Here is a 24,905-nt window from a genome sequence, read left to right as displayed (position 1 = left end):
CTCGTATGAGGTTTGGGCCATGCTCGCAGGCATTTGGTTTCACTGGATGTCTGGCAGCGACCTATTGCGAGCGATAAGCCCGTCCGGCGTCCTGATCCTTCTGCTGCTGCCAGGCGCGCTCGCGTTCGTCCCAGTGTTCGTTGCGGTAGTCGTCGCGATCCTTGTTTTCGAGCATTGCCTGACACTGGCGAAAGCCGTCGGTCCAGCCTTCGGCGTATTGCTTGTCTTTGAGATAGCGCGGCACGTTCTTGCGAAATTCGCCGCTGATCGAACCGGCCGCCTGGCGACCGCTGATGCAGCCATCGTCGAAACCGTCGGCGAAGGCCGGTGGATAACCCTTGGCGATCAAATCTTCATGAGTGGTCTGGCAACCACTCAGCAACAACATAACTCCCAGCAAACCCGCACACCGCCACATCGCACTCTCCCGCGCCGGTTGGCCGGCTCATGAAGAAAGTCTAGAAGGGGATTTGTCGGGCGTTGGTGAAAGGCCTGTAAGTAATTCGTTGAGCGCCACAAATCCCCTGTAGGAGTGAGCCTGCTCGCGATAGCGGTGTATCAGTCACCGCAACAGTGACTGATGAATTGCTATCGCGAGCAGGCTCACTCCTACAAGGGGGATGTGTTCAGGATCAGTAGTGATACCACTTCACTTCGAGCATGACTTCCGTTTCCGGCGTGGCAAGGTGGCTAAACTCACGCTGCGCACTCAAGCGCAGACCAAGGTTGCGTGACAACTCCCACTGCTGATTCAGACTCAAACTGCGCCGCACTTCGCCATTGAAGAAGTAGTCACCCTTGGCCTCCAGACTGAGATTGCCCAACGGGTTTTTCCACAACACGCCGGTATTGAAACCGCCGGCCGGAGAAACAAATTCAGCGAAGTCATTGTTGTGTTCAACGCGCACCGTGCCGAGGGCAAAACCCAGCACATCGTCACCCAACGCCCAAGTGCCGCCACCACCACCATTCACATGGCTGACCAGCGTCTCGTCATCATGCTTGCCCGGTACCCGCTCAAGACCGCCAGTGACTTGCCATGACAGTGGCTGCAGCAGCTCATTGCGCGGTGTCAGCGAACGAATCGTCGCCAGATCCAGTTGCTGGAACTGCCAGTGATTGCCCTCGTACTGACGCAGCTTCATCTGCAGAATCTCGATCTGCGCGCCGAGCGGGAAGCTTTCGGCGTTGTCGTTAAGGTCGTGATAAGCCATGCGCAAGCCGTATTCGCCGAACGCACGATCACCACGAGTGCCGAGACCGGCCTGCCAGGTGCGTGATTCGTGACCGTCTTCAGGCAGGCCCGGTTGCGGAATTTCCAGCTCGGGTGCGGGGTTCTTGTTGATCGCCCGCAGCAGTTCAAAGCTGCGCTGCGCCCGTTGCGGGTCGCGTTCCTGACCGTTGGCGCGGTAGCGCTCCAGACGATACGCCGCGTCGATGATCAGCGCCTGACGGTCGCGGGGCAGGGCTTTGAAGGTTGAATCCTGCAGCACTTGCTGATCGGCGCTGACTTTCAGCACCCATTGCTGTTCTTCATCACTGAGCGGCTCGGCACGGCTGAGCAATTCACGCTCGCGGGATGGCCGGTATTCGATACTTTCCACCAGCCCGGCTTCCTTCACCGCTTTGACGGTGTCAGTAGGAATCGCGGTCAGCGGGAATTGCTCGGTCAGGCGCAAGCTCGGCCGTGCGACCTGCAGTAACTCAAGCAAGCGATACGAGCAGTTTTCATCGAAGAAAAAGTAGTCGAACTGGATCTGTTTCAACTCCCACACATGCTCGACCATGCGCGCGGTTTCTTCCTGGGTCAGATTCAGTCGGTATTCCCACAGATCGCGGTTTTCCAGGCTGCGGTATTCGGAAAGTTTCTCCTGATACGGCACCAGTGCGAACAGGCCCGGATAACCGCCCATCAAGCCTTTCCAGGCGTAGAGAATGCTGTTGTCCGAACCTTCGATGTAGGCGCCGAAGTTGATCGCGTAACTGAGCAGCGATGTCTTGTCGGCCTGCACGTCGGCCTGATCGATGCGCAACAGGGTGTGGCCGAACATCGATGACGGACTGTTCAAGTACGCCGCCGGGAAGATCATCACCGCGCTGTGCGGCGAGACGTCCTTGAACCATTTTTTGTACTCGGCGCACTCGGGCGTCGGCAGATCGGTGAGATTCAGCTGCGCTTTCAGCCAGCGAGTGCGGGCCGGGTAGACGCATTGCGCATGTTGCTCGCCGAGGCTGGCCGGGGCATACAGCGCTTGCACGGTGGCCGCCAGTTCATGATCGGGATGATCGTTGCCATCGGGCGCCAGAAAGAGTTTCTTGTCACTGACATAGCTGCGCCAGCCGCCGAGTTTGGCGGTTTCGTAGTGACCGAGGGAAATCCAGAAGCGGTCGTTGGCCAGTTGCTGCAAACGTTGAGGGTCGATGGTTGGCGCGGCGGACAGCGGGGCGCAGACACAGAGCGCCAGCCAGGCAAGGCGTTTGAGCATAGTCGGCAACTTGAACAGGAAAGAAATAAAGACCCAAGGAGGGCGGGCCGAAAAAATAAAACCCGCTTCCCGAAAGAAGCGGGTGGGGGTCGAGCTTAAGCCTGAGTAGCGTACTTGGCCAGACGAGGATCCGATTTCAGTACGGCCAGGGTGTTGGTATGCACGTCTTCAGCGGTCACGTCAGCCTTGCTGAAGATCTGCTGGAAGTGCTCGTGAGTCACAGCAGCGAAGTGCGCACGGTCTTCCGGCGCCACGCCCAGTACCACGGCATAAGTCGTCAGCGCTTCGCCGTTGCCTTTGGCCATGTCTTCGGACAGCTCGTTCATCATGCCATTCATGGCAAACCAGGATTTGCCGCCGTAGGTCAGCGATGCATTGGTCGAGCAGCCGTTGGTGCCGGACGTCATCCCGAAGGTGGCGTTACCGGAAGTGCCGTTGGTGGTGGAAGCGAGGAAGTGCGCCGGGGTGCCACGCTGACCTTCGAACAGCATGTTGCCCCAACCGCAATCCGGGCCGCCTGGAGCTTGCGCCATTGCGTTGATGGATACAGCGGTGAAGAGAGTACCGAGAAGAATCCGTTTCATAGCTTTGTTCTCTTTTGTGTGCATACCAATGGACAGGGTTCTGGCCCCCCAAGCTCTGTACGAAACAGACCCAAACGAAGCCAGTGGGCCGGTATTAGTTCCAGCCGCGCAGTTTGGAGTTTAGGCACGTTCCTGCGGTTCCGTGATTTTTTACAAAAGATTCGGTAATGACCCCGGTTTCAGGGGAGCTGCTGTGTAGAGGCGCGGTTGTCTATGCTTTGTCACATGGCGCGCCTTGCCAGTGGGGCACGGGCAGCGCCAGAATGCCGCTATCTGCCCCGCCTGATTGTTAAGGAAGCCCGATGCCTGATCCTGTTGCTGCCAGCTTGCGTCTTGCGCCCGAAGCGCTGACCCGTCCGTTTTCCGCTGAACAGTTCAGCTTCACTACCACCAATGATCTGGAGCCCTTTCGCGGTGTGCTCGGCCAGGAACGCGCGGTCGAAGCCTTGCAGTTCGGTGTGGCGATGCCACGCCCCGGTTACAACGTCTTTGTCATGGGCGAGCCCGGCACTGGCCGCTTCTCGTTCGTCAAACGTTACCTGAAGGCCGAAGGCAAACGCCTGCAGACCCCGGCGGACTGGGTCTATGTGAATAATTTCGATGAGCCGCGCGAACCGCGTGCTCTGGAGTTGCCGTCGGGCACTGCCGGCGCGTTTATCGGCGACATCAACGGTTTGATCGACAACCTGCTGGCAACCTTTCCGGCCGTCTTCGAGCACCCGTCCTACCAGCAGAAGAAGAGCGCCATCGACCGCGCCTTCAACCAGCGCTACGACAAGGCCCTCGATATCATCGAGCGGCTGGCCCTGGAAAAAGACGTCGCCCTGTACCGCGACAGCAGCAACATCGCCTTCACGCCGATGCTCGACGGCAAAGCGCTGGACGAAGCCGAATTCGCCCAATTGCCGGAAGCCGATCGCGAGCGTTTCCACGAGGACATCTCCGGTCTCGAAGAGCGTCTGAACGAAGAACTCGCCAGCCTGCCGCAGTGGAAGCGCGAATCGAACAATCAACTGCGTGCGCTCAACGAAGAAACCATCACCCTGGCCTTGCAGCCATTGCTATCGCCGTTGTCGGAAAAGTACGCCGAGAACGCCGCTGTCTGCGGTTACCTGCAAGCCATGCAGGTCTACCTGCTGAAAACCGTGGTCGAGCAACTGGTCGACGACAGCAAGACCGACGCTGTCGCGCGCAAATTGCTGGAAGAGCAATACGCGCCAAGCCTGGTGGTCGGCCATCCAGTCAGCGGCGGTGCGCCGGTGGTGTTCGAACCGCACCCGACTTACGAAAACCTCTTCGGCCGTATCGAATACACTACCGATCAGGGCGCGCTCTACACCACTTATCGTCAGTTGCGTCCGGGCGCCTTGCACCGCGCCAACGGTGGCTTCCTGATCCTTGAAGCGGAAAAAATGCTCAGTGAGCCGTTCGTGTGGGACGCGCTGAAACGCGCCCTGCAATCGCGCAAGCTGAAAATGGAATCGCCGCTCGGCGAGATGGGCCGTTTCGCCACCGTGACCCTCAACCCGCAGCACATTCCATTGCAGGTCAAAGTCATCATCATCGGTGCGCGGTCGCTGTACTACACGCTGCAAGACCTCGATCCGGACTTCCAGGAGATGTTCCGCGTTCTGGTCGACTTCGACGAAGACATCCCGATGGTCGACGAGAGCCTGGAGCAATTTGCCCAGCTGTTGAAAACCCGTACTTCGGAAGAAGGCATGGCACCGCTGACCGCCGATGCGGTGGCGCGTCTGGCGACTTACAGCGCACGACTGGCGGAGCACCAGGGGCGTTTGTCCGCGCGCATCGGTGATCTGTTCCAATTGGTCAGCGAAGCGGATTTCATCCGTCATCTGGCCGGCGATGAAATGACTGATGCCGGGCACATCGAACGTGCGCTGAAAGCCAAGGCCACCCGCACCGGGCGCGTCTCGGCGCGGATTCTCGACGACATGCTCGCCGGGATCATCCTGATCGACACCGATGGCGCAGCAGTCGGCAAGTGCAACGGTCTGACCGTGCTTGAAGTCGGCGACTCGGCGTTCGGTGTGCCGGCGCGGATTTCCGCCACGGTGTACCCGGGTGGCAGCGGCATCGTCGACATCGAGCGTGAGGTTAACCTCGGGCAACCGATTCACTCCAAAGGCGTGATGATCCTCACCGGGTATCTGGGCAGCCGTTATGCGCAGGAATTCCCGTTGGCGATTTCCGCGAGTATCGCCCTGGAGCAATCCTACGGTTACGTCGATGGCGACAGTGCGTCGCTGGGTGAGGCGTGCACGCTGATTTCGGCGCTGTCGAAAACGCCATTGAAGCAGTGCTTCGCGATCACCGGTTCGATCAACCAGTTCGGCGAAGTGCAGGCAGTCGGTGGGGTCAACGAGAAAATCGAAGGCTTCTTCCGTCTCTGCGAAGCGCGCGGGCTGACTGGCGAGCAGGGCGCAATCATTCCACAGGCCAACGTGGCCACGCTGATGCTCGATGAGAAAGTGCTGGCGGCGGTGCGTGCCGGGCAGTTCCACGTGTACGCAGTGCGTCAGGCCGACGAGGCGTTGAGTCTGCTGGTCGGTGAGCCGGCCGGAGAGCCGAATGCCGATGGCGAATTCCCGGAAGGCAGCATCAACGCACGGGTGGTCGAGCGCTTGCGCGACATCGCCGAAATGATCAGCGAAGAAGACCTCAAGGAAGCCGAGAAGGAGTTGGCCCAGGAAGCGCTGGCCGAAGCCAAACCCGCTTAAGCCTCGCGCGGTCAAACTGTAGGAGTGAGCCTGCTCGCGATAGCGGAGTGTCAGTTGGCGAATAAGTTGCCTGACACACCGCTATCGCGAGCAGGCTCACTCCTACATTTGTTTGTGGTGACCTTCGGAAAATTCGCCACAACTCTGGCGCCAATATTCACACAATGACCATTCGGCGCCTTCTGGTTCCATTCGGCTTGCGCGGCAGACTTTTCTTCTATTCTCAGCTCAAGGATATCGACAGTATCACTGGATCGAGCCAGTCCTCCCGTGGGGGCTGAATACCGGCTTCACCGAGGGTCGCCGCCATGTCGCGCAACCTCTGTCTCACCCGTCAATGCCTGGGTCTGGTGACCCGAATCGAATGCGCCATCAAGCCGTTGGCCGGCGATAACGGTATGTGGACCCTGCTCTTCGCTGCCGGCATGGCCGGCGAACAACCTTCCGCCATCAAGGCCCAGGGCCCGTTTCATGGGCCGGTCGCCGCCGAATCGATACTCGACACCATTGTCGAAAGCCTGACGCTGCATGGCTACGAACTGGCCGACGATCCACAGATCTGGAGCCTGCACCTGCAAGCCCAGCTGCGGCAGATCAACGGTGGACGTGGCCGCACTCTCAATTAAAACCTACCCATGCAGGAGCTGGCGCAGGCCGCGATCTTTTGATCTTGCTTTTCAGGGCGCCGAGTTGGCCGCCTGAGCCTTGTCGAGTTTGACCTCAAAGCCGTATTGCACGGTGGCGAGGTCGGTTCGCTGATAGGTTTCCACGTGGCTCGGGCGGCCATAAAAATAATGCACGCCAAACAACGCCGGGCCTTCTGCGCTCGCATCGTGGCTGACCGAAAGAATCTGCTTGAGATAGTTACCGCTGTCATCCTTGACGAAGAAACGCCATTCATTGGGTGGAAACAGTTTCAGGTCCACCACCAGCAGGTTGTTCTTGATCTCCAGGCCTTTGGGCAGGGACTTGGCGTCGTACGTCTGTTTGGCCACTGTGGCGAGAAACAGCGGCATTGAGCCGACGGCAATCGCCGGGGTTTCCGGGAACAGATTCAAGTCGTAAGTGATCGTCGCGCGCAGCGGATCGACTTGATACGCCTCGGGCGGCAGTTCGATCGGCTCGTCGAGCTTGCCGCTACGCTTTTCGGTGAAAAACGTCACAGGACTGACGCCCGGACTGAAATCATCGCCAAGCAATTCATCGTTGAACGTGCGGCGATGGGAAAATTCGATGCGGGCAGCGCTCGGTTCTTCCACGGATTGATGGATGCGGATGCCGGCCTTCAATTGCTCTTCGGTCAGGCTCGCGCCCTTGAGCCAGTTGACTGCCAGGTCGTCGTAAACCGTCACTGACGGATCCAGCGGCTGGATGGTTTTCTCCGTGGTGTGCTGATTGAACGTGCGAATCGGCAAGTCCAGCGGTTTGCGGGTCACGGTCGCCGAGGAGAAATCGAGCACGCTGACTTCCAGGGTTTCGATCGGGCCATTGAAATAGACCTTGTTGTAGCGACGCGGGTGTTTCTGCTCGAAATCCTGCTGTTCTTGCGTGAGCTGCTTTTCCAAAGCATCGCTCCAGCTCTTCTGTTGCTGCAGGGATGCCAGTTGTTTCTGGTAGAAGGCCACTTGCTCCGGACTTTCGTTGATCGAGCCGGCACGCACCAGATACTGACCGGTTTTATCGCGGGCTTGCACGATCATCGGGTTGAGCTGGGCCTCGGCGACTTCTGCGGCCAGCGGCAGGTTGTTGCTGAACTCGACTTCGGCGTAGTCCTTTTCAAGCCTCAGCAGTTTGACGCTGAGATTGTCGTTGGTGCGGGTCTGGCCGACATCCTTTTGCGTCAGGTCGAAGCTGTACAAGCGGCGTGGTGCGATGACTTCGATCCGGCCTTGCAGGCTGACCGGTTGCGGCAGGGTCTTCTTGTCCACGTCCAGTCCGTCAATGAACGGGTAGGTCACGGTCAGGTCGTCGGGGTTGGTGACGTTGGAGCTGGAGGGGCTGAGCTGAATGCCCGGATCGGTTTCCGACCATTCCGGCTGATAAGCGATCACGCGTTTGTTGCTCAACGTTACCGACTGCCATTCCACGCCATGGGGAAACAGGAAACCGCCGGGAATATTCAGGTTGAACGGGAACACAGGTTGCAAGTCGGTGAGGTAATCGGAGCTGGCGTCCTTGTGCAGCACGAACAGGCCATTGATAAAGGTATCGACCAGTGTCTGCGGGACGGGGTAATGCTTGAGCACGGCGAGCGCGTCTTCGCCGTATTCAGTGCGCGGCGGATTGTCGCTGAGCTTGAGCTGCGCCCGTTCAAGCAACAGCAGTGAACCGCCGAGTTCGGTGATGGCGTCCTTGAGCTTCGGATCGGTGATGGCGTCCAGCGACTGTTCGAACTTTGCGGTCTTTTCTTCGAGGCTGGTCGCGTGTTTCTCGTCGCCGGGCGAGCAACCGCTGATCAACAGAGCAAGGCAGATTCCGGCCGTCGTTATCGGTAATCGCACATCCATTTCCACGCGTCCTGTTTACAGTCACTGGGCTGTCAATGGTTTGGACACTAGCAGAAAAAAAATGCCACACACACGCAGGTGGCGGATTTAAGGGCGGTTTCTGGCTGTCATGACGGGCTGGTATACTCGCCGCCATTTCCAGCCCCCCTGTGTGAGATTCAATGGAACGCTTTATCGAAAATGCAATGTACGCCTCGCGCTGGCTGCTGGCGCCGATCTATATCGGGCTGTCCCTCGGACTGCTGGCGCTGGCACTGAAATTTTTCCAGGAAGTTTTCCACATCCTGCCCAACGTCTTCTCAATGGCCGAGTCGGAACTGATTCTGGTGCTGCTGTCGCTGATCGACATGGCGCTGGTTGGCGGTCTGTTGGTGATGGTGATGATTTCCGGCTACGAGAACTTCGTCTCTGAACTGAACATCGATGAAGGCAAGGAAAAGCTCAGCTGGCTCGGCACCATGGACTCTTCGTCGCTGAAGATGAAAGTCGCGGCTTCGATCGTGGCTATCTCTTCGATCCACTTGCTGCGCATCTTCATGGACGCCAAGAACGTCGATCCCGAGCACCTGATGTGGTACGTGATCATCCACATGACCTTTGTGGTCTCAGCGTTCGCCATGGGTTACCTCGACAAGGTCACCAAGCACTGATCAACCGTTGATCGTCGCAAAAACACCGCCCGTCTGTTGTGAAACAGACGGGCGGTGTCGTTTATGGCTTGTGCTTTGTGCCGCGCGGGCATATCCCTGTAGACGTCCTGTCTCGCCACCGCGTGAGGTGCGCTGATGAACCTGCAAGAGTTGAATGCGTTTGCCATTGCCAGGAAGGTAGATGAGCTGAACCTGATCTCCATGGAGGGCGGCATTTATCTACTCGAAGCGCGGATGCATGGCGCGGCGTATCCGTTGAGTGATCTCAAGGGCAATATGCTGACGCTGCGTTCGGTGGAGCATGCGCGGGATTTGCTGCATGCCTTTCCGGTGCTGCCGTTCAACCTCGTACACACCTCGGTACACGATGAAATGTGTGGTCTGGGTGCCAGTGGCGAGGAAAGCCTGAAAGTGCCGCTGGCCTGGCGTTCTGCCCTGTAGACCTTGCGCGCCATCGCCGGAACATCTGTGCTAGTCTGCTCGCCCTTTTGGTTCCGGGCGCGCCGGGACGCGCTGTGCACGCACGGCAAGTCTTGTGGCCGTCCGCACAGCGGAGCAGTGTCATGTCCGAAGTAAATCTGTCCACCGACGAAACCCGCGTCAGTTACGGCATCGGCCGTCAGCTGGGTGACCAGCTGCGCGACAACCCGCCACCGGGCGTGAGCCTGGACGCGATCCTGGCTGGCCTGACCGACGCGTTCGCCGGTAAGGAAAGCCGTGTGGGTCAGGAAGAAATGTCCGCCAGCTTCAAGGTTATCCGCGAAATCATGCAAGCCGAAGCGGCTGCCAAAGCTGAAGCCGCTGCTGGCGAAGGCCTGGCCTTCCTGGCTGAAAACGCCAAGCGTGATGGCATCACCACCCTGGCTTCCGGTCTGCAATTCGAAGTGCTGACCCAGGGCGAAGGCGCCAAACCGACCCGTGAAGACCAGGTGCGTACTCACTACCACGGCACACTGATCGACGGCACTGTGTTCGACAGCTCCTACGAGCGCGGCCAGCCTGCAGAATTCCCGGTTGGCGGCGTGATCGCTGGCTGGACCGAAGCTCTGCAACTGATGAATGCCGGCAGCAAATGGCGTCTGTACGTGCCGAGCGAACTGGCTTACGGCGCTCAAGGCGTTGGCAGCATCCCGCCGCACAGCGTTCTGGTATTCGACGTCGAGCTGCTGGACGTTCTGTAAGACCTTTGTGGGAGCGAGCTTGCTCGCGAATGCAGGCGACTGGATCTAACTTGAGATTCGAGTTGAAGCCTTCGCGAGCAAGCTCGCTCCCACAGGTTTTGTATTACTGCTCATAGTTCTATCTTGTGATGCAGTTCACTGGTCGGGCGCAATGCCCGGGCATAGCAGAACAGGAACAGATTGCGCACCAGTTCCTTGAGCACCAGCGGCTCGCTGGAATTGAGGCTGCTGACGTCCAGATCCCCTTGATCCTGCAGTTCATGCAAGGCTTCCTCTTCAAGCACCGCACAGACTTCGCCGGTCTCCCGATGGAGGATTCTGAGGTAAGGGTGTGGGCGATCCAGCCAGGCGTCGATCAGATAAGTCATGGTTCTCATCTCCATTGAAGGTGTTTGATGAGAATAATTCTTATTATCTAAATAGCAAGCGCCTATTGGCAGATTGTGAATTTTTCCGGGTAAAGATTGCGTAAGGTCAAAACGGCTGGCGTTTGGCTATTGCGCGGTTTTGCTGGAGTAGAACGGGGATGGCGAAGCTCCATCCCGCGGCTGGCGCGGGATGGATGACAGCAGATTCAGACCTTTCTGACGAACTCGGATTTGAGTTTCATCGGGCCGATGCCATCGATCTTGCAGTCGATATCGTGGTCGCCATCGCACAGACGGATATTCTTGACCTTGGTGCCGACCTTGACCACCAGCGAGGTGCCCTTGACCTTCAGGTCCTTGATCACGGTGATAGTGTCGCCGTCCTGCAGGACGTTGCCGACCGAGTCTTTCTTCACGGCATCATCGGACGCCACTTCGGCTTCGCCGCTGGCGGACCACTCGTGGGCGCACTCCGGGCACACCAGTTGGGTGCCGTCTTCGTAGGTGAATTCGGAATTGCATTTCGGGCAGGGTGGCAACGTGCTCACTAAGGCTCCTTGGGATGTGGATCGCTAAAAGTCGCACATTGTATAGGGTTTTAGCTGGCAGAGGGCAGACAACAAAAAGCCGCAGGCTTCAGAGGAAGGCTGCGGCTTTTGCTGAGGCGGGCAGAATCAGTGCGTACGGGCGACTGCAAACTCACTCAGTTCAACCAGCGCATCGCGGTATTCGCTGGCCGGCAGCGCGTCGAGGCACTTGATCGCACGGGCCACGTAATCACGGGCCAGTTGCGCGGTGTATTCCAGCGAACCAGACGCTTCCACGGCAATGCGGATGCTTTCCAGATCTTCGATCCCGCCTTTCTGGATCGCCTGACGCACCAGTGCAGCCTGTTCCGGCGTGCCTTCGCGCATGGTGTAGATCAGCGGCAGGGTCGGCTTGCCTTCGGCCAGATCGTCACCGACGTTCTTGCCCAGGGTTTCCGCATCGCCCTTATAGTCGAGCAAGTCGTCAACCAGCTGGAAGGCAACGCCGAGGTGATCGCCGAAAGTACGCAGGGCTTCGCTCTGCTCGGCGGTGGCACCGGCCAGCGCCGCCGCACTGTGGGTCGAGGCTTCGAAGAGCATCGCGGTCTTGCCGCGGATGACTTCCATGTAGGTTTCTTCGGTGGTGCTGGCGTCGCGCACCTTGGACAGTTGCAATACTTCGCCTTCGGCGATGATGCGCGTGGCCTGGGAGAGGATCTTCATCACCGGCATCGAGCCCAGTTCGACCATCATTTCGAACGAGCGCGAGTACAGGAAGTCGCCGACCAGCACGCTTGGAGCGTTGCCCCACATGGCGTTGGCGGTCGAGCGGCCACGGCGCATCCCGGACATGTCGACGACGTCGTCATGCAGCAGGGTCGCGGTGTGCAGGAATTCGATGGTGGCGGCCAACAGGCGCATGTCGTCGCCTTCGCGACCCAGGGCCTTGCCACACAGCAACACTAATAAAGGACGCAGACGCTTGCCGCCGGCCGAGGTGATGTAATCGCCGATTTTCGATACCAGCGGTACTCGGGAAGTCAGCTGCTTCTTGATGATGCCGTCGACGGCGCTAAAATCGTCCGCCACCGCGCGGTAGAAAGCTTGGGGTTGCATCAGCGAGAGTCGCTCCAGAAGGGTTGCGCGGCATGCTAGGACCCCAGTCCAGACCTGTCAAGGCGCGATGGACGGCTACTTGCAAGCCTGCCGCGCCTTGCGTACAATCGCGCACCCTGAACTTCCTGGGCAGCACCTGCCTTACGCAATTGCAACGGGCCTTCCAGCCTTATGCAGCCATGCCAGCCAATACCTCTTCCTATAAAGAGCTGGGTGAGCAGGATTATCGGAGAAATACCATGTCTTATGCAGTAATCGTTACTGGCGGCAAGCAGTACAAAGTCGCCCCAGGTGAATACCTGAAGATCGAAAAACTGGAAATCGCTACCGGCGAATCCGTTACCTTTGATCGCGTTCTGTTGGTCGCCAATGGCGATGACGTGAACATCGGCGCTCCAGTTGTTGCTGGCGCTACCGTTGTGGCTGAAGTGATCTCCCAAGGTCGTCACGATAAAGTCCGCATCATCAAGTTCCGTCGTCGTAAGCACCACATGAAGCGTATGGGCCACCGCCAGTGGTACACCGAGATCAAAATCACCGGTATTCAGGCTTAATTTCAGCCTAATTCCTCACTAGGAGAATTGACTCATGGCACACAAAAAAGCTGGTGGTAGTACCCGTAACGGTCGCGACTCAGAAGCCAAACGCCTTGGCGTTAAGATGTATGGCGGCCAGAAAATCATTCCGGGCAACATCATCGTGCGTCAGCGCGGCACCCAATTCCACGCTGGCTACGGCGTTGGCATGGGTAAGGATCACACCCTCTTCGCGAAAATCGAAGGCGTGATCAAGTTTGAAGTAAAGGGCGCGTTCAACCGCCGTTACGTGAGCGTTGTCGCCGCTTAATTGCGCGATCGCTGGAAAAGCCCTGTCTCGCGACGGGGCTTTTTCGTTTGTGGGGTGAGTCTCTTGCAAAGCTGTTTGTATGGGCTGTCGGCGTGCGATGCAGGTCGTGTTTTGGGGTCGCTGCGCTCATTTTTGCAAGAGTCTTATGTCTTGATTGTTTTTCGGCTCGTCCGTATGGCGAGAGGCGTTGGTTATGAAGTTTGTTGATGAAGTATCGATTCGCGTAAAGGCTGGTGACGGCGGCAATGGCGCCATGAGTTTTCGTCGGGAAAAATTCATCGAAAACGGTGGCCCGAACGGCGGTGATGGCGGTGACGGCGGTTCCATCTACATGATGGCCGACGAAAACCTCAACACCTTGGTCGACTACCGTTACACCCGGCACTTCGATGCCGAGCGTGGTTCCAACGGCGGCAGCACCGACTGCACCGGCAAGAAGGGCGAAGACCTGATCCTGCGCGTGCCGGTCGGCACCACGGTGATTGACTCCGCTACCCAGGAAGTCATCGGTGACCTGACCAAGGCTGGCCAGAAGTTGATGGTAGTGCAGGGCGGCTGGCACGGTCTGGGCAACACCCGTTTCAAATCCAGTACCAACCGGGCGCCGCGTCAGACCACTCCGGGCAAGCCGGGTGAGCAGCGCGACCTGAAACTGGAAATGAAAGTACTGGCTGACGTCGGTCTGCTGGGCTTGCCGAACGCCGGTAAAAGTACCTTTATCCGTTCGGTCTCGGCCGCCAAGCCGAAAGTCGCCGACTACCCGTTCACCACGCTGGTGCCGAACCTCGGTGTGGTCAGCGTCGATCGCTGGAAGAGCTTCGTCATTGCCGACATTCCGGGTCTGATCGAAGGTGCTTCCGACGGTGCTGGCCTGGGTATCCGTTTCCTCAAGCACTTGGCGCGTACGCGTCTGCTGCTGCACCTCGTCGACATGGCGCCGCTGGATGATTCCAGTGCGCCGGATGCTGCTGAAGTGATCGTCAACGAGCTGATCAAGTTCAGTCCGTCCCTGGCCGAGCGTGATCGCTGGCTGGTGTTGAACAAGTGCGACCAGATCCTTGAAGAAGATCACGATGAGCGCGTCAAGGAAATCGTTGATCGCCTCGAGTGGACGGGTCCGGTTTACGTGATCTCGGCCATCGCCAAGATCGGCACCGAGCGTCTGTGCCACGACATCATGCGTTACATGGAAGATCGTGCCGATCGCTTGGCTGCCGACCCGGCGTACAAGGAAGAGCTGGCTGATCTTGATCAGCGCATCGAAGACGAGGCGCGCGCGCAACTGCAGGCGCTGGATGACAAGCGTGCCCTGCGTCGCAGCGGCGTGAAGTCGGTCCATGACATCGGTGACGATGATTGGGACGAAGAAGATGTGGATGACGAAGACGGTCCGGAAATCATTTACGTGCGTGACTGATTCGTTGCAGTAAACTTAAGCGCCGCTCAATTGAGCGGCGTTTTAGTATCTGGAAATCGCAAGTCACAAATAACGTCATGGGCGGCGCTGGGTCGCGCTGCCCTCAAGCTAAGGTTGAAGATGATGCGGAGCAAGGTGACAGGTGCGCAGCGTTGGGTCGTGAAGATCGGCAGCGCTTTGCTGACAGCCGATGGCAAAGGGTTGGATCGCGCGGCAATGAGTGTCTGGGTTGAGCAGATGGTGGCCTTGCATGAGGCTGGCGTCGAGTTGGTGCTGGTGTCCTCCGGAGCGGTGGCAGCCGGCATGAGTCGTTTGGGCTGGACCGCACGACCCAGTGCGATGCACGAGCTCCAGGCGGCCGCTGCTATTGGTCAGATGGGTCTGGTGCAGGCGTGGGAATCGAGCTTCGCCGAGCATGGCCGGCACACTGCGCAGATTCTCCTGACCCACGACGACCTGTCCGACCGCAAGCGTTACCTCAATGCTCGCAGTACCTTGCGCGCGCTGGTCGAGCTGAAAGTCATCCCGGTCATCAACGAAAACGACACCGTGGTCACCGACGAAATCCGTTTCGGCGACAACGACACTCTGGCGGCGCTGGTGGCCAACCTGGTCGAGGCGGATCTGCTGGTGATCCTCACGGATCGCGACGGCATGTTCGACGCTGATCCGCGTAATAACCCCGATGCGCAGATGATTTACGAGGCGCGCGCCGATGATCCGAGCCTTGATGCGGTGGCAGGCGGCACAGGTGGTGCGCTGGGGCGCGGCGGCATGCAGACCAAGCTGCGCGCCGCGCGACTGGCGGCGCGTTCCGGTGCGCACACGATTATTGTCGGTGGGCGTCTTGAGCGAGTGCTGGATCGTCTGAAGGCAGGTGAGCGCCTTGGTACGTTGCTGTCACCCGAGCGCGGCATGCTCGCAGCGCGCAAGCAGTGGCTGGCCGGCCATCTGCAGACCCGTGGCACGCTGGTATTGGATGATGGTGCGGTGTCGGCGCTGTCCCAGGGCAACAAAAGCTTGCTGCCAGTCGGTGTCAAACTGGTTCAAGGCAGCTTCCGCCGAGGCGAAATGGTCGTCTGCGTGGCGTCGGATGGTCGTGAGATTGCCCGAGGTCTGGCCAACTACAGCGCGCTGGAAGCACAAAAAATCATCGGTCAGTCGTCAGATGCGATTGTCGGTTTGCTCGGTTATATGGCGGAGCCGGAACTGGTTCACCGTGACAACCTGATTCTGGTCTAAGGAAAACTCGATGCGTTTAGCAAAAGGATTGTTGGGCTTGCTGATGGCGCTGCCATTGCTGGCCTCGGCCGAAGAAATCGGTCAGGTGTCGACAGTGTTCAAATTCGTCGGCCCGAATGACCGGATCGTCGTCGAAGCATTCGATGACCCGAAGGTTGAGGGGGTGACCTGCTACCTGTCGCGCGCCAAGACTGGCGGCGTGAAGGGAGGTCTGGGTCTGGCTGAGGATCGCGCTGAGGCTTCGATTGCCTGTCGCCAGGTTGGTCCGATCAAGTTCAAGGGTGATCTGAAGGATGGCGATGAGGTGTTCAAGGAGCGCACTTCGCTGGTGTTCAAGACCATGCAGGTGGTGCGGTTCCTCGACAAGAAGCGCAATACGCTGGTGTATCTGGTCTACAGCGACCGCTTGATCGAGGGTAGTCCGCAGAATGCCGTGACCGCGATCCCGATCCTTCCATGGGTGCCCGTGCAGCAATAACACCGCAAAACAAACTGTAGGAGTGAGCCTGCTCGCGATAGCGGTGTGTCAGTCGATGCAATTATTGACTGTGACACCGCTATCGCGAGCAGGCTCACTCCTACATTTTTTTGCGCTGGATTCGTTAAATCACAGGCAATAAAAAACCGACCCTAAGGTCGGTTTTTTAATGACTACGTCGATTAAGCAGCTTCTTTCAGCGCTTTAACGTGGCCATTCAGACGGCTCTTATGGCGAGCAGCCTTGTTCTTGTGGATGATGCCTTTATCGGCCATACGGTCGATAACTGGCACAGCCAGAACGTATGCAGCTTGAGCTTTTTCAGCGTCTTTTGCGTCGATGGCTTTAACTACATTCTTGATGTAGGTGCGAACCATGGAACGCAGGCTGGCGTTGTGGCTGCGACGCTTCTCAGCCTGTTTTGCACGTTTTTTGGCGGAAGGTGAGTTGGCCACCGTCGAGCTCCTCGAAAGACTTTTTAGGAAATAGCAAACAAAATAGGCCGCGAATCATGCCGATGAGTTGAAGTCTTGTCAAGGGCACTTGAAACGTTCCGCTAAGTGGTAGGTATAAAGAGGCGGGATATTTATTTCCGGCGCTTGACCTGTAAACTCGCGAGCTTTGGCTCTGTGCTGCTGCGGCGCGGAGTATCGCACAAGTAGGCGCTTTGTTCGCCTGCTGTTTATCGACAGGCACAAATTCCCTCAATGAATCTGCTCAAATCGTTGGCCGCCGTCAGCTCTATCACGATGCTTTCCCGGGTTTTGGGGTTTGTTCGTGACACGCTCATTGCCCGTACATTCGGCGCCGGGATGGCGACCGACGCCTTCTTTATAGCCTTCAAACTGCCTAATCTGCTGCGCAGGATCTTCGCCGAGGGCGCTTTTTCTCAGGCTTTTGTGCCGATTCTTGCGGAATACAAAAGCCAGAAGGGTGAAGAAGCGACGCGTACGTTCATTGCTTACGTGTCGGGTTTACTGACGCTGGTATTGGCGGTAGTGACTGCGCTGGGCATGATCGCCGCGCCTTGGGTGATCTGGGCAACGGCTCCGGGCTTTACCGACACGCCGGAAAAATTCCAGCTCACCTCTGATCTGCTGCGGGTGACCTTCCCCTATATATTGCTCATCTCGCTGTCCTCGCTGGCCGGCGCGATTCTCAATACCTGGAACCGTTTCTCGGTGCCGGCCTTCGTGCCGACTCTGCTCAACGTCAGCATGATCGTGTTTTCGCTGTTTCTCACGCCGTACTTTGACCCGCCGGTGATGGCGCTGGGATGGGCGGTGCTGGTCGGTGGTCTGGCGCAATTGCTCTATCAACTGCCGCACCTGAAAAAGATCGGCATGCTGGTGCTGCCGCGCCTGAATCTGCGCGATACCGGCGTCTGGCGCGTGATGAAACAAATGCTGCCGGCGATTCTCGGCGTCTCGGTCAGCCAGATTTCGCTGATCATTAACACGATCTTCGCCTCGTTTCTGGTCGCAGGCTCGGTGTCGTGGATGTATTACGCCGACCGTTTGATGGAATTGCCGTCCGGCGTACTCGGCGTGGCATTAGGGACGATTCTGCTGCCGACATTGGCGAAAACCTATGCCAGCAAGGATCGCCACGAATATTCGCGGATTCTCGATTGGGGGCTGCGCCTGTGCTTCGTTCTGGTGCTGCCGTGCTCGCTGGCGCTGGGGATTCTTGCTGAGCCGCTGACCGTGTCGCTGTTCCAGTACGGTCAGTTCAGTGGTTTCGACGCCGAAATGACCCAGCGTGCGCTGATTGCTTATTCTGTCGGCCTGCTAGGGATTATCGTGATCAAGGTGCTGGCACCGGGCTTTTATGCGCAACAGAACATCCGGACCCCAGTAAAAATCGCAATCTTCACGCTGGTCGTTACTCAACTGTTCAATCTCGTTCTGATTGGTCCGCTGGCTCACGCCGGCCTGGCCCTGGCAATCAGTGCCGGCGCCTGCTTGAACGCGGGATTGCTGTTCTATCAACTGCGCAAGCAGCAGATGTATCAGCCGCAGCCGGGTTGGGCCAGGTTCGGCTTCAAGCTGGTGGTGGCAGTGGCGGTGATGTCGGCAGTGTTGCTGGTTGGCATGCATTTCATGCCAGCGTGGGATCAGGGGCACATGCTTGAGCGCTTCCTGCGTCTGGGCGCATTGGTTGCGGCGGGTGTGGTGTCCTATTTCGGTATGTTGCTGCTGCTCGGTTTCCGTCTGCGCGACTTCAATCGCAAGGCCTTGAGCTAAGGTTTTACCCTTTATGGATGGGCGCGGGCCGGCAGTTTTGTCGGCTCGTTCACTTTGCGTTACGGTGTTGCCTGTCGTCGGCCGTCGGGTGTGGTTATAATCGACCACTTTATGAGCAAGAAGCGCGTTATGCAGCTGGTTCGAGGCCTCCACAACTTGCGCCCCCAGCATCGGGGCTGCGTCGCCACTATTGGCAACTTTGACGGTGTTCACCGTGGTCACCAGGCTATCCTGGCCCGACTGCGTGAGCGCGCGCTCGAGTTGGGCGTACCCAGCTGCGTGGTGATTTTCGAGCCGCAGCCACGGGAATTCTTCGCCCCCGAGACCGCGCCGGCGCGTCTGGCGCGGTTGCGCGACAAGCTGCAACTGCTGGCTGCTGAAGGCGTTGACCGGGTTTTATGCCTGGCATTCAACCAGCGCTTGAGCAAGCTCAGCGCCAGTGAGTTCGTCGATACCATCCTGGTGGATGGCCTCGGCGTGCAGCATCTGGAGGTCGGTGACGATTTCCGCTTCGGTTGTGATCGCCTAGGTGATTTCGACTTCCTGTTGCAGGCCGGGCAGATGCACGGTTTTACCGTGGAAGCGGCGCAAACCGTCGAGCTGGACGGCATTCGCGTCAGCAGCACGCAGGTGCGCAACGCCTTGGCCGCCGCCGATTTTGTCTTGGCCGAACGTTTGCTCGGCCGCCCGTACCGCATTGCCGGTCGCGTGCTGCACGGTCAGAAGCTGGCCCGGCAACTCGGTACGCCGACTGCCAATATTCAACTCAAGCGTCGTCGCGTGCCGTTCACCGGGGTGTACCTGGTGGATGTCGATATCGACGGCAAGACCTGGCCCGGCGTCGCCAATATCGGCGTGCGGCCCACGGTACAAGGTGATGGCAAGGCCCACCTTGAAGTCCATCTTTTAGATTTTGCCGGCGATCTGTATGACCGGCGTTTGACGGTGGTTTTCCACCAAAAGCTGCGTGAAGAGCAGCGCTTCGCCTCCCTGGAGGCATTGAAAACGGCGATCAATGCGGATGTCGCCACCGCCCGTGCACTAGCCGCACCTAGCGCCCATCGCTAATGAAGAGCCTTAAATGACCGACTATAAAGCCACGCTTAACCTTCCGGACACCGCCTTCCCAATGAAGGCCGGCCTGCCACAGCGCGAACCGCAGATTCTGCAGCGCTGGGACAGTATTGGCCTGTACGGAAAGTTGCGCGAGATTGGCAAGGATCGTCCGAAGTTCGTTCTGCATGACGGCCCTCCGTATGCCAACGGCACGATCCACATCGGTCACGCACTGAACAAGATTCTCAAGGACATGATCATTCGCTCGAAAACCCTGTCGGGTTTCGACGCGCCGTACGTCCCGGGTTGGGACTGCCACGGCCTACCGATCGAACACAAGGTTGAAGTGACCCACGGCAAGAACCTCGGCGCGGACAAGACCCGCGAGCTGTGCCGTGCCTACGCCACCGAGCAGATCGAAGGGCAGAAGTCCGAATTCATCCGCCTCGGCGTGTTGGGCGATTGGGCCAACCCGTACAAGACCATGGATTTCAAGAACGAGGCCGGCGAAATCCGCGCCCTCGCTGAGATCGTCAAGGGCGGTTTCGTGTTCAAGGGCCTCAAGCCGGTGAACTGGTGCTTCGACTGCGGTTCGGCCTTGGCTGAAGCGGAAGTCGAGTACGAGAACAAGAAGTCCTCGACCATCGACGTCGCCTTCCCGATCGCTGACGAAGCCAAACTGGCTGCCGCGTTCGGTCTGCCATCGTTGAGCAAACCGGCGTCGATCGTGATCTGGACCACCACCCCGTGGACCATTCCGGCCAACCAGGCTTTGAACGTGCACCCGGAATTCAACTACGCGCTGGTTGATGTCGGCGACAAGCTGCTGGTGCTGGCTGAAGAGCTGGTTGAAGCCTGCCTGGCGCGCTATGGCGTTGAAGGCTCGGTCATCGCGACCACCACCGGTAAAGAACTTGAGCTGATCAACTTCCGCCACCCGTTCTATGACCGTCTGTCGCCGGTGTACCTGGCTGACTACGTCGAACTGGGCGCTGGCACTGGCGTGGTTCACTCCGCTCCGGCCTACGGCGTGGACGACTTCGTGACCTGCAAGAAGTACGGCATGGTCAACGATGACATCCTCAATCCAGTGCAGAGCAACGGCGTGTACGTGCCATCGCTGGAATTCTTCGGCGGCCAGTTCATCTGGAAGGCCAACCCGGCCATCGTCGACAAGCTGACCGAAGTCGGTGCGCTGATGCACACCACCGTCATCGAACACAGCTACATGCACTGCTGGCGTCACAAGACCCCGCTGATCTACCGCGCGACTGCGCAGTGGTTCATCGGCATGGACAAAGAGCCAACCAGTGGCGACACCCTGCGTGTGCGCTCGCTCAAAGCCATCGAAGACACCAAGTTCGTCCCGGCCTGGGGCCAGGCGCGTCTGCACTCGATGATCGCCAACCGTCCGGACTGGTGCATCTCGCGTCAGCGCAACTGGGGCGTGCCGATCCCGTTCTTCCTGAACAAGGAAAGCGGCGAACTGCACCCGCGCACCGTTGAGCTGATGGAAGAAGTCGCCAAACGCGTTGAAGTCGAAGGCATCGAAGCCTGGTTCAAAATGGACGCTGCCGAGCTGCTCGGCGACGAAGCGCCGCTGTACGACAAGATCAGCGATACCCTCGACGTCTGGTTCGATTCGGGCACCACGCACTGGCACGTCCTGCGCGGTTCGCACCCGATGGGTCACGAGACCGGCCCGCGCGCCGATCTGTATCTGGAAGGTTCTGACCAACACCGTGGCTGGTTCCATTCGTCGCTGCTGACCGGTTGCGCCATCGACAATCACGCGCCGTATCGCGAACTGCTGACGCACGGTTTCACCGTCGACGAAGCCGGCCGCAAGATGTCCAAATCGCTGGGCAACGTGATCGCGCCGCAGAAGGTCAACGACACCCTGGGCGCCGACATCATGCGTCTGTGGGTGGCTTCGACTGACTACTCCGGCGAGATGGCGGTTTCCGACCAGATCCTGCAGCGCAGCGCGGACGCCTATCGTCGTATCCGTAACACCGCGCGTTTCCTGCTCTCGAACCTCAGCGGTTTCAACCCGGCCACCGACATCCTGCCGGCTGAAGAAATGCTCGCGCTGGATCGTTGGGCGGTCGACCGCACCTTGCTGCTGCAACGTGAGCTGCAAGAGCACTACGGCGAATACCGTTTCTGGAACGTCTACTCGAAGATCCACAACTTCTGCGTGCAGGAGCTGGGTGGTTTCTACCTCGACATCATCAAGGATCGTCAGTACACCACTGGCGCCAACAGCAAGGCCCGCCGTTCGGCGCAAACCGCGCTGTTCCACATCTCCGAAGCGCTGGTGCGCTGGATCGCGCCGATCCTCGCTTTCACCGCCGACGAACTGTGGGAGTACCTGCCGGGCGAGCGCAACGAATCGGTGATGCTCAATACCTGGTACGAAGGTCTGACCGAACTGCCGGCCGACGTTGAACTGGGCCGCGACTACTGGGAGCGCGTAATGGCGGTCAAAGTAGCGGTCAACAAAGAAATGGAAATCCAGCGCGCGGCCAAGGCCGTCGGTGGCAACCTGCAAGCCGAAGTGACGCTGTACGCCGAAGACGCCCTGAGCGCCGATCTGGCCAAGCTGAGCAACGAGCTGCGCTTTGTTCTGATCACCTCGACCGCCAGTGTTGCGCCGTTTGTACAGGCTCCGGCCGATGCGGTAGTGACTGAAGTCAGCGGCCTGAAGCTGAAGATCGTCAAGTCGGCCTTCCCGAAATGCGCGCGTTGCTGGCACTGCCGTGAAGACGTTGGCGTGAACCCGGAGCATCCGGAAATCTGCGGCCGTTGCGTCGACAACATCAGCGGCGCTGGCGAGGTTCGTCACTATGCCTAATGCCGTTGGCCGTTTCGGACGGTTGAGCTGGCTGTGGTTGAGTTTGCTGGTTCTGGTCATCGACCAGGCCAGCAAGTTCTACTTCGAAGGCAAGCTCGAAATGTTCCAGCAGATCGTGATCATTCCCGATTACTTCAGCTGGACCCTGGCCTACAACACCGGCGCTGCCTTCAGCTTTCTGGCTGACAGCTCCGGCTGGCAGCGCTGGCTGTTCGCCCTGATCGCGATCGTGGTTAGTGCGGTGCTGGTGGTCTGGCTCAAGCGCCTGGGGCGCAACGAAACCTGGCTGGCCATCGCGCTGGCGCTGGTATTGGGCGGTGCGCTGGGCAATCTGTACGACCGCATTGCCCTGGGCCATGTGATCGATTTCATTCTGGTGCACTGGCAGAACCGCTGGTACTTCCCGGCGTTCAACTTCGCCGACAGCGCGATTACCGTTGGCGCGGTGATGCTGGCACTGGACATGTTCAAATCCAAGAAAACCGAAGAGGCCGTTCATGACTGATCAGGTATTGGCTGAGCAACGCATTGGCCAGAACACGGAAGTCACTTTGCACTTTGCATTGCGCCTGGAGAACGGCGACACCGTCGACAGTACGTTCGACAAAGCCCCGGCGACCTTCAAGGTCGGTGATGGCAACCTGCTGCCGGGTTTCGAAGCGGCGCTGTTCGGCTTCAAGGCCGGCGACAAGCGCACGCTGACCGTCGAGCCGGAAAACGCTTTCGGCCAGCCGAACCCGCAGAACGTGCAGATCATCCCGCGTTCGCAGTTCGTCGACATGGAGTTGTCACCGGGTTTGCTGGTGATCTTCAACGATGCGGCCAATACTGAGCTGCCGGGTGTGGTGAAAGATTTCGACGACGCGCAAGTGACCATCGACTTCAACCACCCGCTGTCGGGCAAGACGCTGACCTTTGACGTGGAAATCATTTCCGTCAAAGCGCTGTAACTGACTGTATAAGGTCAAATGTGGGAGCGAGCTTGTTCGCGAAAGCGGTGTGTCAGCTAACAGAGATGTTGCAGGTGATACCCCCTTCGCAAGCACGCTCCCTCCCACAGTAGTTATTCATTGTTTTTTCGCGCGCAAGACACGAGGCACAGCATGCAAATCAAACTCGCCAACCCCCGTGGCTTCTGCGCCGGCGTGGACCGGGCGATCGAAATCGTCAACCGCGCCCTGGAAGTTTTCGGGCCGCCGATCTACGTGCGTCATGAAGTGGTGCACAACAAGTTCGTCGTCGAAGACCTGCGCAGTCGCGGGGCGATTTTCGTCGAAGAACTGGATCAGGTGCCGGATGACGTCATCGTGATCTTCAGTGCCCACGGTGTCTCCCAGGCCGTACGTACCGAAGCCGCTGGCCGTGGCCTGAAAGTCTTCGACGCCACCTGCCCGCTGGTCACCAAGGTGCACATCGAAGTGGCGAAATACAGCCGCGACGGTCGCGAATGCATCCTGATCGGCCACGCCGGTCATCCGGAAGTCGAAGGCACCATGGGCCAGTACGACGCCAGCAATGGCGGCGCGATCTACCTCGTCGAAGACGAAAAAGACGTGGCCGAATTGCAGGTGCGTAACCCGGAAAAACTGGCCTTCGTCACCCAGACCACGCTGTCGATGGACGACACCAGTCGCGTCATCGATGCCCTGCGCACACGCTTCCCCGCCATTGGTGGCCCGCGCAAGGATGACATTTGCTACGCCACGCAAAACCGTCAGGACGCGGTCAAGCAACTGGCTGACGAATGCGACGTTGTATTGGTGGTTGGCAGCCCGAACAGTTCCAACTCCAACCGCTTGCGTGAACTTGCCGAGCGCATGGCCACACCGGCCTACCTGATCGACGGCGCTGAAGACATGCAGAAGAGCTGGTTCGATGGCGTTGAGCGCATCGGCATCACTGCCGGCGCCTCCGCACCGGAAGTATTGGTGCGCGGTGTGATTCAGCAATTGCAGGCCTGGGGCGCAACCGGTGCCGACGAACTGGCCGGGCGTGAAGAGAACATCACCTTCTCGATGCCTAAAGAGTTGCGCGTGCGTTCGATCTGACACTTCTGTTTTTTTGACACAGTGCCTGCTCAGCTTTTTCGCTGGCCAGGCGCACGCGACCGGTCGCCGCCAGCACTATCTGGCGCTGACTGACCGGCTCGCGAGCCGAGCAGACATGAAGTGTCCCTGCCTGAAACGCCCGCCCGGGCATCAGTGGTTGCCCCAGACTGCTGAAGCGTACGTAACGACTTACCGACCAATTGCCGACAATCGGCACCTGCGTGTCGCTCACACTTTCTTGTAGCAGCGGATTGTTGCTGTCTTTCGGCCCCTTGCCGCTGATATCCAGAATGATCCGCCAGCCCTGACTCCAGTCACCGTTGATGCCATGAATCACCACGCTCTGATTGCGCGTGATGGCTTGGGTGCGAGCGTTGCGCAGGCCATCGAGCAAAGATTGCGCCGCCTGATCCCGATGGTTCGATTCTCTGAGCGTGGCAAACGCTGGACTGACCAGCAGCAGAACAATTGCGCCAATCGCCAGTCCCATAAGCAGTTCGATCAGGCTGAAACCCTGTTGCGGCATAAAAAATCCCTCCGTGGCGTGTGATGAAC

25 protein-coding genes are annotated in these 24,905 nt (G+C 58.7%); 16 read left to right on the top strand and 9 right to left on the bottom strand.

What is annotated here, in order from left to right; translation table 11 throughout:
• Window positions 1–61: 61 nt before the first annotated feature.
• The 3 genes from U6037_RS24970 to U6037_RS24960 form a co-directional block, all read right to left on the bottom strand.
• Window positions 62–418 carry a hypothetical protein gene (locus U6037_RS24970; protein WP_322844867.1) on the bottom strand — a complete coding sequence of 119 codons (357 nt, stop codon included), beginning with the start codon at window positions 416–418 and terminating at the stop codon, window positions 62–64.
• Window positions 419–632: 214 nt separating this feature from the next.
• Entirely contained in the window at window positions 633–2,486 is a 1,854-nt protein-coding gene (locus U6037_RS24965; protein ID WP_322844866.1) for a DUF4105 domain-containing protein, read from the bottom strand.
• Between the two features lie 95 nt (window positions 2,487–2,581).
• On the bottom strand, window positions 2,582–3,070 hold the full coding sequence (locus U6037_RS24960) for a DUF3015 domain-containing protein (RefSeq protein ID WP_007909797.1): 489 nt from the start codon (window positions 3,068–3,070) through the stop codon (window positions 2,582–2,584).
• Window positions 3,071–3,372: 302 nt separating this feature from the next.
• On the opposite strand from U6037_RS24960, the gene U6037_RS24955 reads away from it, so the two are divergent.
• Entirely contained in the window at window positions 3,373–5,811 is a 2,439-nt protein-coding gene (locus tag U6037_RS24955; RefSeq protein ID WP_122599741.1) for a Lon protease family protein, read from the top strand.
• Between the two features lie 308 nt (window positions 5,812–6,119).
• Window positions 6,120–6,437 carry a hypothetical protein gene (locus tag U6037_RS24950; RefSeq protein WP_322844865.1) on the top strand — a complete coding sequence of 106 codons (318 nt, stop codon included), beginning with the start codon at window positions 6,120–6,122 and terminating at the stop codon, window positions 6,435–6,437.
• Between the two features lie 51 nt (window positions 6,438–6,488).
• Here the strand turns inward: U6037_RS24950 and U6037_RS24945 are convergent, their stop codons facing one another.
• Entirely contained in the window at window positions 6,489–8,318 is a 1,830-nt protein-coding gene (locus tag U6037_RS24945; RefSeq protein WP_322844864.1) for a hypothetical protein, read from the bottom strand.
• Window positions 8,319–8,479: 161 nt separating this feature from the next.
• On the opposite strand from U6037_RS24945, the gene U6037_RS24940 reads away from it, so the two are divergent.
• The 3 genes from U6037_RS24940 (at window position 8,480) to U6037_RS24930 (ending at window position 10,149) form a co-directional block, all read left to right on the top strand.
• The gene (locus U6037_RS24940) at window positions 8,480–8,968 is read left to right on the top strand and encodes a TIGR00645 family protein (RefSeq protein ID WP_007909801.1); all 489 of its coding nucleotides are present in this window, start codon (window positions 8,480–8,482) and stop codon (window positions 8,966–8,968) included.
• Window positions 8,969–9,103: 135 nt separating this feature from the next.
• Window positions 9,104–9,409, top strand: a complete 306-nt coding sequence (locus U6037_RS24935; RefSeq protein ID WP_008078563.1) for a DUF6482 family protein — start codon at window positions 9,104–9,106, stop codon at window positions 9,407–9,409.
• A gap of 122 nt (window positions 9,410–9,531) precedes the next feature.
• Window positions 9,532–10,149: an FKBP-type peptidyl-prolyl cis-trans isomerase gene (locus U6037_RS24930; protein ID WP_008078561.1), complete on the top strand. Its 618-nt coding sequence runs from the start codon at window positions 9,532–9,534 to the stop codon at window positions 10,147–10,149.
• 110 nt (window positions 10,150–10,259) lie between these two features.
• Here U6037_RS24930 and U6037_RS24925 read toward each other — a convergent pair whose 3' ends face one another.
• The 3 genes from U6037_RS24925 to U6037_RS24915 all read right to left on the bottom strand — a co-directional run bounded on the left by U6037_RS24925 (window position 10,260) and on the right by U6037_RS24915 (window position 12,160).
• Window positions 10,260–10,517 carry a hypothetical protein gene (locus tag U6037_RS24925; protein WP_034153845.1) on the bottom strand — a complete coding sequence of 86 codons (258 nt, stop codon included), beginning with the start codon at window positions 10,515–10,517 and terminating at the stop codon, window positions 10,260–10,262.
• Between the two features lie 206 nt (window positions 10,518–10,723).
• Window positions 10,724–11,065 (bottom strand): zinc ribbon domain-containing protein YjdM, encoded by a 342-nt coding sequence (locus tag U6037_RS24920; RefSeq protein ID WP_129395583.1) that lies wholly within the window; start codon window positions 11,063–11,065, stop codon window positions 10,724–10,726.
• Between the two features lie 126 nt (window positions 11,066–11,191).
• Window positions 11,192–12,160 carry a polyprenyl synthetase family protein gene (locus U6037_RS24915; protein ID WP_007950962.1) on the bottom strand — a complete coding sequence of 323 codons (969 nt, stop codon included), beginning with the start codon at window positions 12,158–12,160 and terminating at the stop codon, window positions 11,192–11,194.
• Between the two features lie 239 nt (window positions 12,161–12,399).
• Here U6037_RS24915 and rplU point away from each other — a divergent pair, with 239 nt between their 5' ends.
• The 5 genes from rplU (at window position 12,400) to U6037_RS24890 (ending at window position 16,143) form a co-directional block, all read left to right on the top strand.
• The gene (rplU, locus tag U6037_RS24910) at window positions 12,400–12,714 is read left to right on the top strand and encodes a 50S ribosomal protein L21 (RefSeq protein ID WP_003176051.1); all 315 of its coding nucleotides are present in this window, start codon (window positions 12,400–12,402) and stop codon (window positions 12,712–12,714) included.
• A 34-nt stretch (window positions 12,715–12,748) separates the two neighbouring features.
• The gene (rpmA, locus tag U6037_RS24905) at window positions 12,749–13,006 is read left to right on the top strand and encodes a 50S ribosomal protein L27 (protein ID WP_003176049.1); all 258 of its coding nucleotides are present in this window, start codon (window positions 12,749–12,751) and stop codon (window positions 13,004–13,006) included.
• Window positions 13,007–13,199: 193 nt separating this feature from the next.
• Window positions 13,200–14,423: an Obg family GTPase CgtA gene (gene cgtA / locus U6037_RS24900; RefSeq protein WP_123375908.1), complete on the top strand. Its 1,224-nt coding sequence runs from the start codon at window positions 13,200–13,202 to the stop codon at window positions 14,421–14,423.
• 123 nt (window positions 14,424–14,546) lie between these two features.
• Window positions 14,547–15,665 (top strand): glutamate 5-kinase, encoded by a 1,119-nt coding sequence (proB, locus tag U6037_RS24895; RefSeq protein ID WP_322844863.1) that lies wholly within the window; start codon window positions 14,547–14,549, stop codon window positions 15,663–15,665.
• 10 nt (window positions 15,666–15,675) lie between these two features.
• Window positions 15,676–16,143, top strand: a complete 468-nt coding sequence (locus tag U6037_RS24890; RefSeq protein ID WP_102900531.1) for a CreA family protein — start codon at window positions 15,676–15,678, stop codon at window positions 16,141–16,143.
• A gap of 182 nt (window positions 16,144–16,325) precedes the next feature.
• Here U6037_RS24890 and rpsT read toward each other — a convergent pair whose 3' ends face one another.
• Window positions 16,326–16,598: a 30S ribosomal protein S20 gene (gene rpsT, locus U6037_RS24885; RefSeq protein WP_003228351.1), complete on the bottom strand. Its 273-nt coding sequence runs from the start codon at window positions 16,596–16,598 to the stop codon at window positions 16,326–16,328.
• Between the two features lie 252 nt (window positions 16,599–16,850).
• On the opposite strand from rpsT, the gene murJ reads away from it, so the two are divergent.
• The 6 genes from murJ to ispH all read left to right on the top strand — a co-directional run bounded on the left by murJ (window position 16,851) and on the right by ispH (window position 24,350).
• Window positions 16,851–18,389, top strand: coding sequence for a murein biosynthesis integral membrane protein MurJ (gene murJ / locus U6037_RS24880; RefSeq protein WP_322844862.1), 1,539 nt, complete (start codon window positions 16,851–16,853; stop codon window positions 18,387–18,389).
• Between the two features lie 129 nt (window positions 18,390–18,518).
• Window positions 18,519–19,457: a bifunctional riboflavin kinase/FAD synthetase gene (gene ribF / locus U6037_RS24875; protein ID WP_322844861.1), complete on the top strand. Its 939-nt coding sequence runs from the start codon at window positions 18,519–18,521 to the stop codon at window positions 19,455–19,457.
• Between the two features lie 13 nt (window positions 19,458–19,470).
• Window positions 19,471–22,302 (top strand): isoleucine--tRNA ligase, encoded by a 2,832-nt coding sequence (gene ileS, locus U6037_RS24870; RefSeq protein WP_322844860.1) that lies wholly within the window; start codon window positions 19,471–19,473, stop codon window positions 22,300–22,302.
• Complete coding sequence (gene lspA, locus U6037_RS24865) at window positions 22,295–22,807, top strand: signal peptidase II (protein WP_322844859.1); 513 nt, start codon at window positions 22,295–22,297, stop codon at window positions 22,805–22,807. The genes ileS and lspA overlap by 8 nt, the downstream gene beginning before the upstream one ends.
• Before the next feature lie 7 nt (window positions 22,808–22,814).
• On the top strand, window positions 22,815–23,252 hold the full coding sequence (gene fkpB, locus U6037_RS24860; protein ID WP_322847363.1) for an FKBP-type peptidyl-prolyl cis-trans isomerase: 438 nt from the start codon (window positions 22,815–22,817) through the stop codon (window positions 23,250–23,252).
• A 153-nt stretch (window positions 23,253–23,405) separates the two neighbouring features.
• A complete protein-coding gene (gene ispH / locus U6037_RS24855; protein WP_322844858.1) occupies window positions 23,406–24,350 on the top strand; it encodes a 4-hydroxy-3-methylbut-2-enyl diphosphate reductase in 945 nt (314 codons plus the stop codon).
• Here the strand turns inward: ispH and U6037_RS24850 are convergent.
• A complete protein-coding gene (locus U6037_RS24850) occupies window positions 24,322–24,876 on the bottom strand; it encodes a GspH/FimT family pseudopilin (protein WP_322844857.1) in 555 nt (184 codons plus the stop codon). The genes ispH and U6037_RS24850 overlap by 29 nt on opposite strands.
• Between the last annotated feature and the right edge of the window lie 29 nt (window positions 24,877–24,905).

This window comes from Pseudomonas sp. B33.4, from assembly GCF_034555375.1.
GTDB lineage: Bacteria > Pseudomonadota > Gammaproteobacteria > Pseudomonadales > Pseudomonadaceae > Aquipseudomonas.
The sequence above is the reverse complement of the archived record's forward strand: the minus strand, read 5'-3'. Positions and strand labels throughout refer to the sequence as shown.

Bases quoted from the DNA above. Each gene is read 5' to 3' on its own strand.
- U6037_RS24970 (WP_322844867.1), bottom strand. From the start codon at position 418: ATGTGGCGGTGTGCGGGTTTGCTGGGAGTTATGTTGTTGCTGAGTGGT.
- U6037_RS24965 (WP_322844866.1), bottom strand. From the start codon at position 2,486: ATGCTCAAACGCCTTGCCTGGCTGGCGCTCTGTGTCTGCGCCCCGCTG.
- U6037_RS24960 (WP_007909797.1), bottom strand. From the start codon at position 3,070: ATGAAACGGATTCTTCTCGGTACTCTCTTCACCGCTGTATCCATCAAC.
- U6037_RS24955 (WP_122599741.1), top strand. From the start codon at position 3,373: ATGCCTGATCCTGTTGCTGCCAGCTTGCGTCTTGCGCCCGAAGCGCTG.
- U6037_RS24950 (WP_322844865.1), top strand. From the start codon at position 6,120: ATGTCGCGCAACCTCTGTCTCACCCGTCAATGCCTGGGTCTGGTGACC.
- U6037_RS24945 (WP_322844864.1), bottom strand. From the start codon at position 8,318: ATGGATGTGCGATTACCGATAACGACGGCCGGAATCTGCCTTGCTCTG.
- U6037_RS24940 (WP_007909801.1), top strand. From the start codon at position 8,480: ATGGAACGCTTTATCGAAAATGCAATGTACGCCTCGCGCTGGCTGCTG.
- U6037_RS24935 (WP_008078563.1), top strand. From the start codon at position 9,104: ATGAACCTGCAAGAGTTGAATGCGTTTGCCATTGCCAGGAAGGTAGAT.
- U6037_RS24930 (WP_008078561.1), top strand. From the start codon at position 9,532: ATGTCCGAAGTAAATCTGTCCACCGACGAAACCCGCGTCAGTTACGGC.
- U6037_RS24925 (WP_034153845.1), bottom strand. From the start codon at position 10,517: ATGACTTATCTGATCGACGCCTGGCTGGATCGCCCACACCCTTACCTC.
- U6037_RS24915 (WP_007950962.1), bottom strand. From the start codon at position 12,160: ATGCAACCCCAAGCTTTCTACCGCGCGGTGGCGGACGATTTTAGCGCC.
- rplU (WP_003176051.1), top strand. From the start codon at position 12,400: ATGTCTTATGCAGTAATCGTTACTGGCGGCAAGCAGTACAAAGTCGCC.
- rpmA (WP_003176049.1), top strand. From the start codon at position 12,749: ATGGCACACAAAAAAGCTGGTGGTAGTACCCGTAACGGTCGCGACTCA.
- cgtA (WP_123375908.1), top strand. From the start codon at position 13,200: ATGAAGTTTGTTGATGAAGTATCGATTCGCGTAAAGGCTGGTGACGGC.
- proB (WP_322844863.1), top strand. From the start codon at position 14,547: ATGCGGAGCAAGGTGACAGGTGCGCAGCGTTGGGTCGTGAAGATCGGC.
- U6037_RS24890 (WP_102900531.1), top strand. From the start codon at position 15,676: ATGCGTTTAGCAAAAGGATTGTTGGGCTTGCTGATGGCGCTGCCATTG.
- murJ (WP_322844862.1), top strand. From the start codon at position 16,851: ATGAATCTGCTCAAATCGTTGGCCGCCGTCAGCTCTATCACGATGCTT.
- ribF (WP_322844861.1), top strand. From the start codon at position 18,519: ATGCAGCTGGTTCGAGGCCTCCACAACTTGCGCCCCCAGCATCGGGGC.
- ileS (WP_322844860.1), top strand. From the start codon at position 19,471: ATGACCGACTATAAAGCCACGCTTAACCTTCCGGACACCGCCTTCCCA.
- lspA (WP_322844859.1), top strand. From the start codon at position 22,295: ATGCCTAATGCCGTTGGCCGTTTCGGACGGTTGAGCTGGCTGTGGTTG.
- ispH (WP_322844858.1), top strand. From the start codon at position 23,406: ATGCAAATCAAACTCGCCAACCCCCGTGGCTTCTGCGCCGGCGTGGAC.
- U6037_RS24850 (WP_322844857.1), bottom strand. From the start codon at position 24,876: ATGCCGCAACAGGGTTTCAGCCTGATCGAACTGCTTATGGGACTGGCG.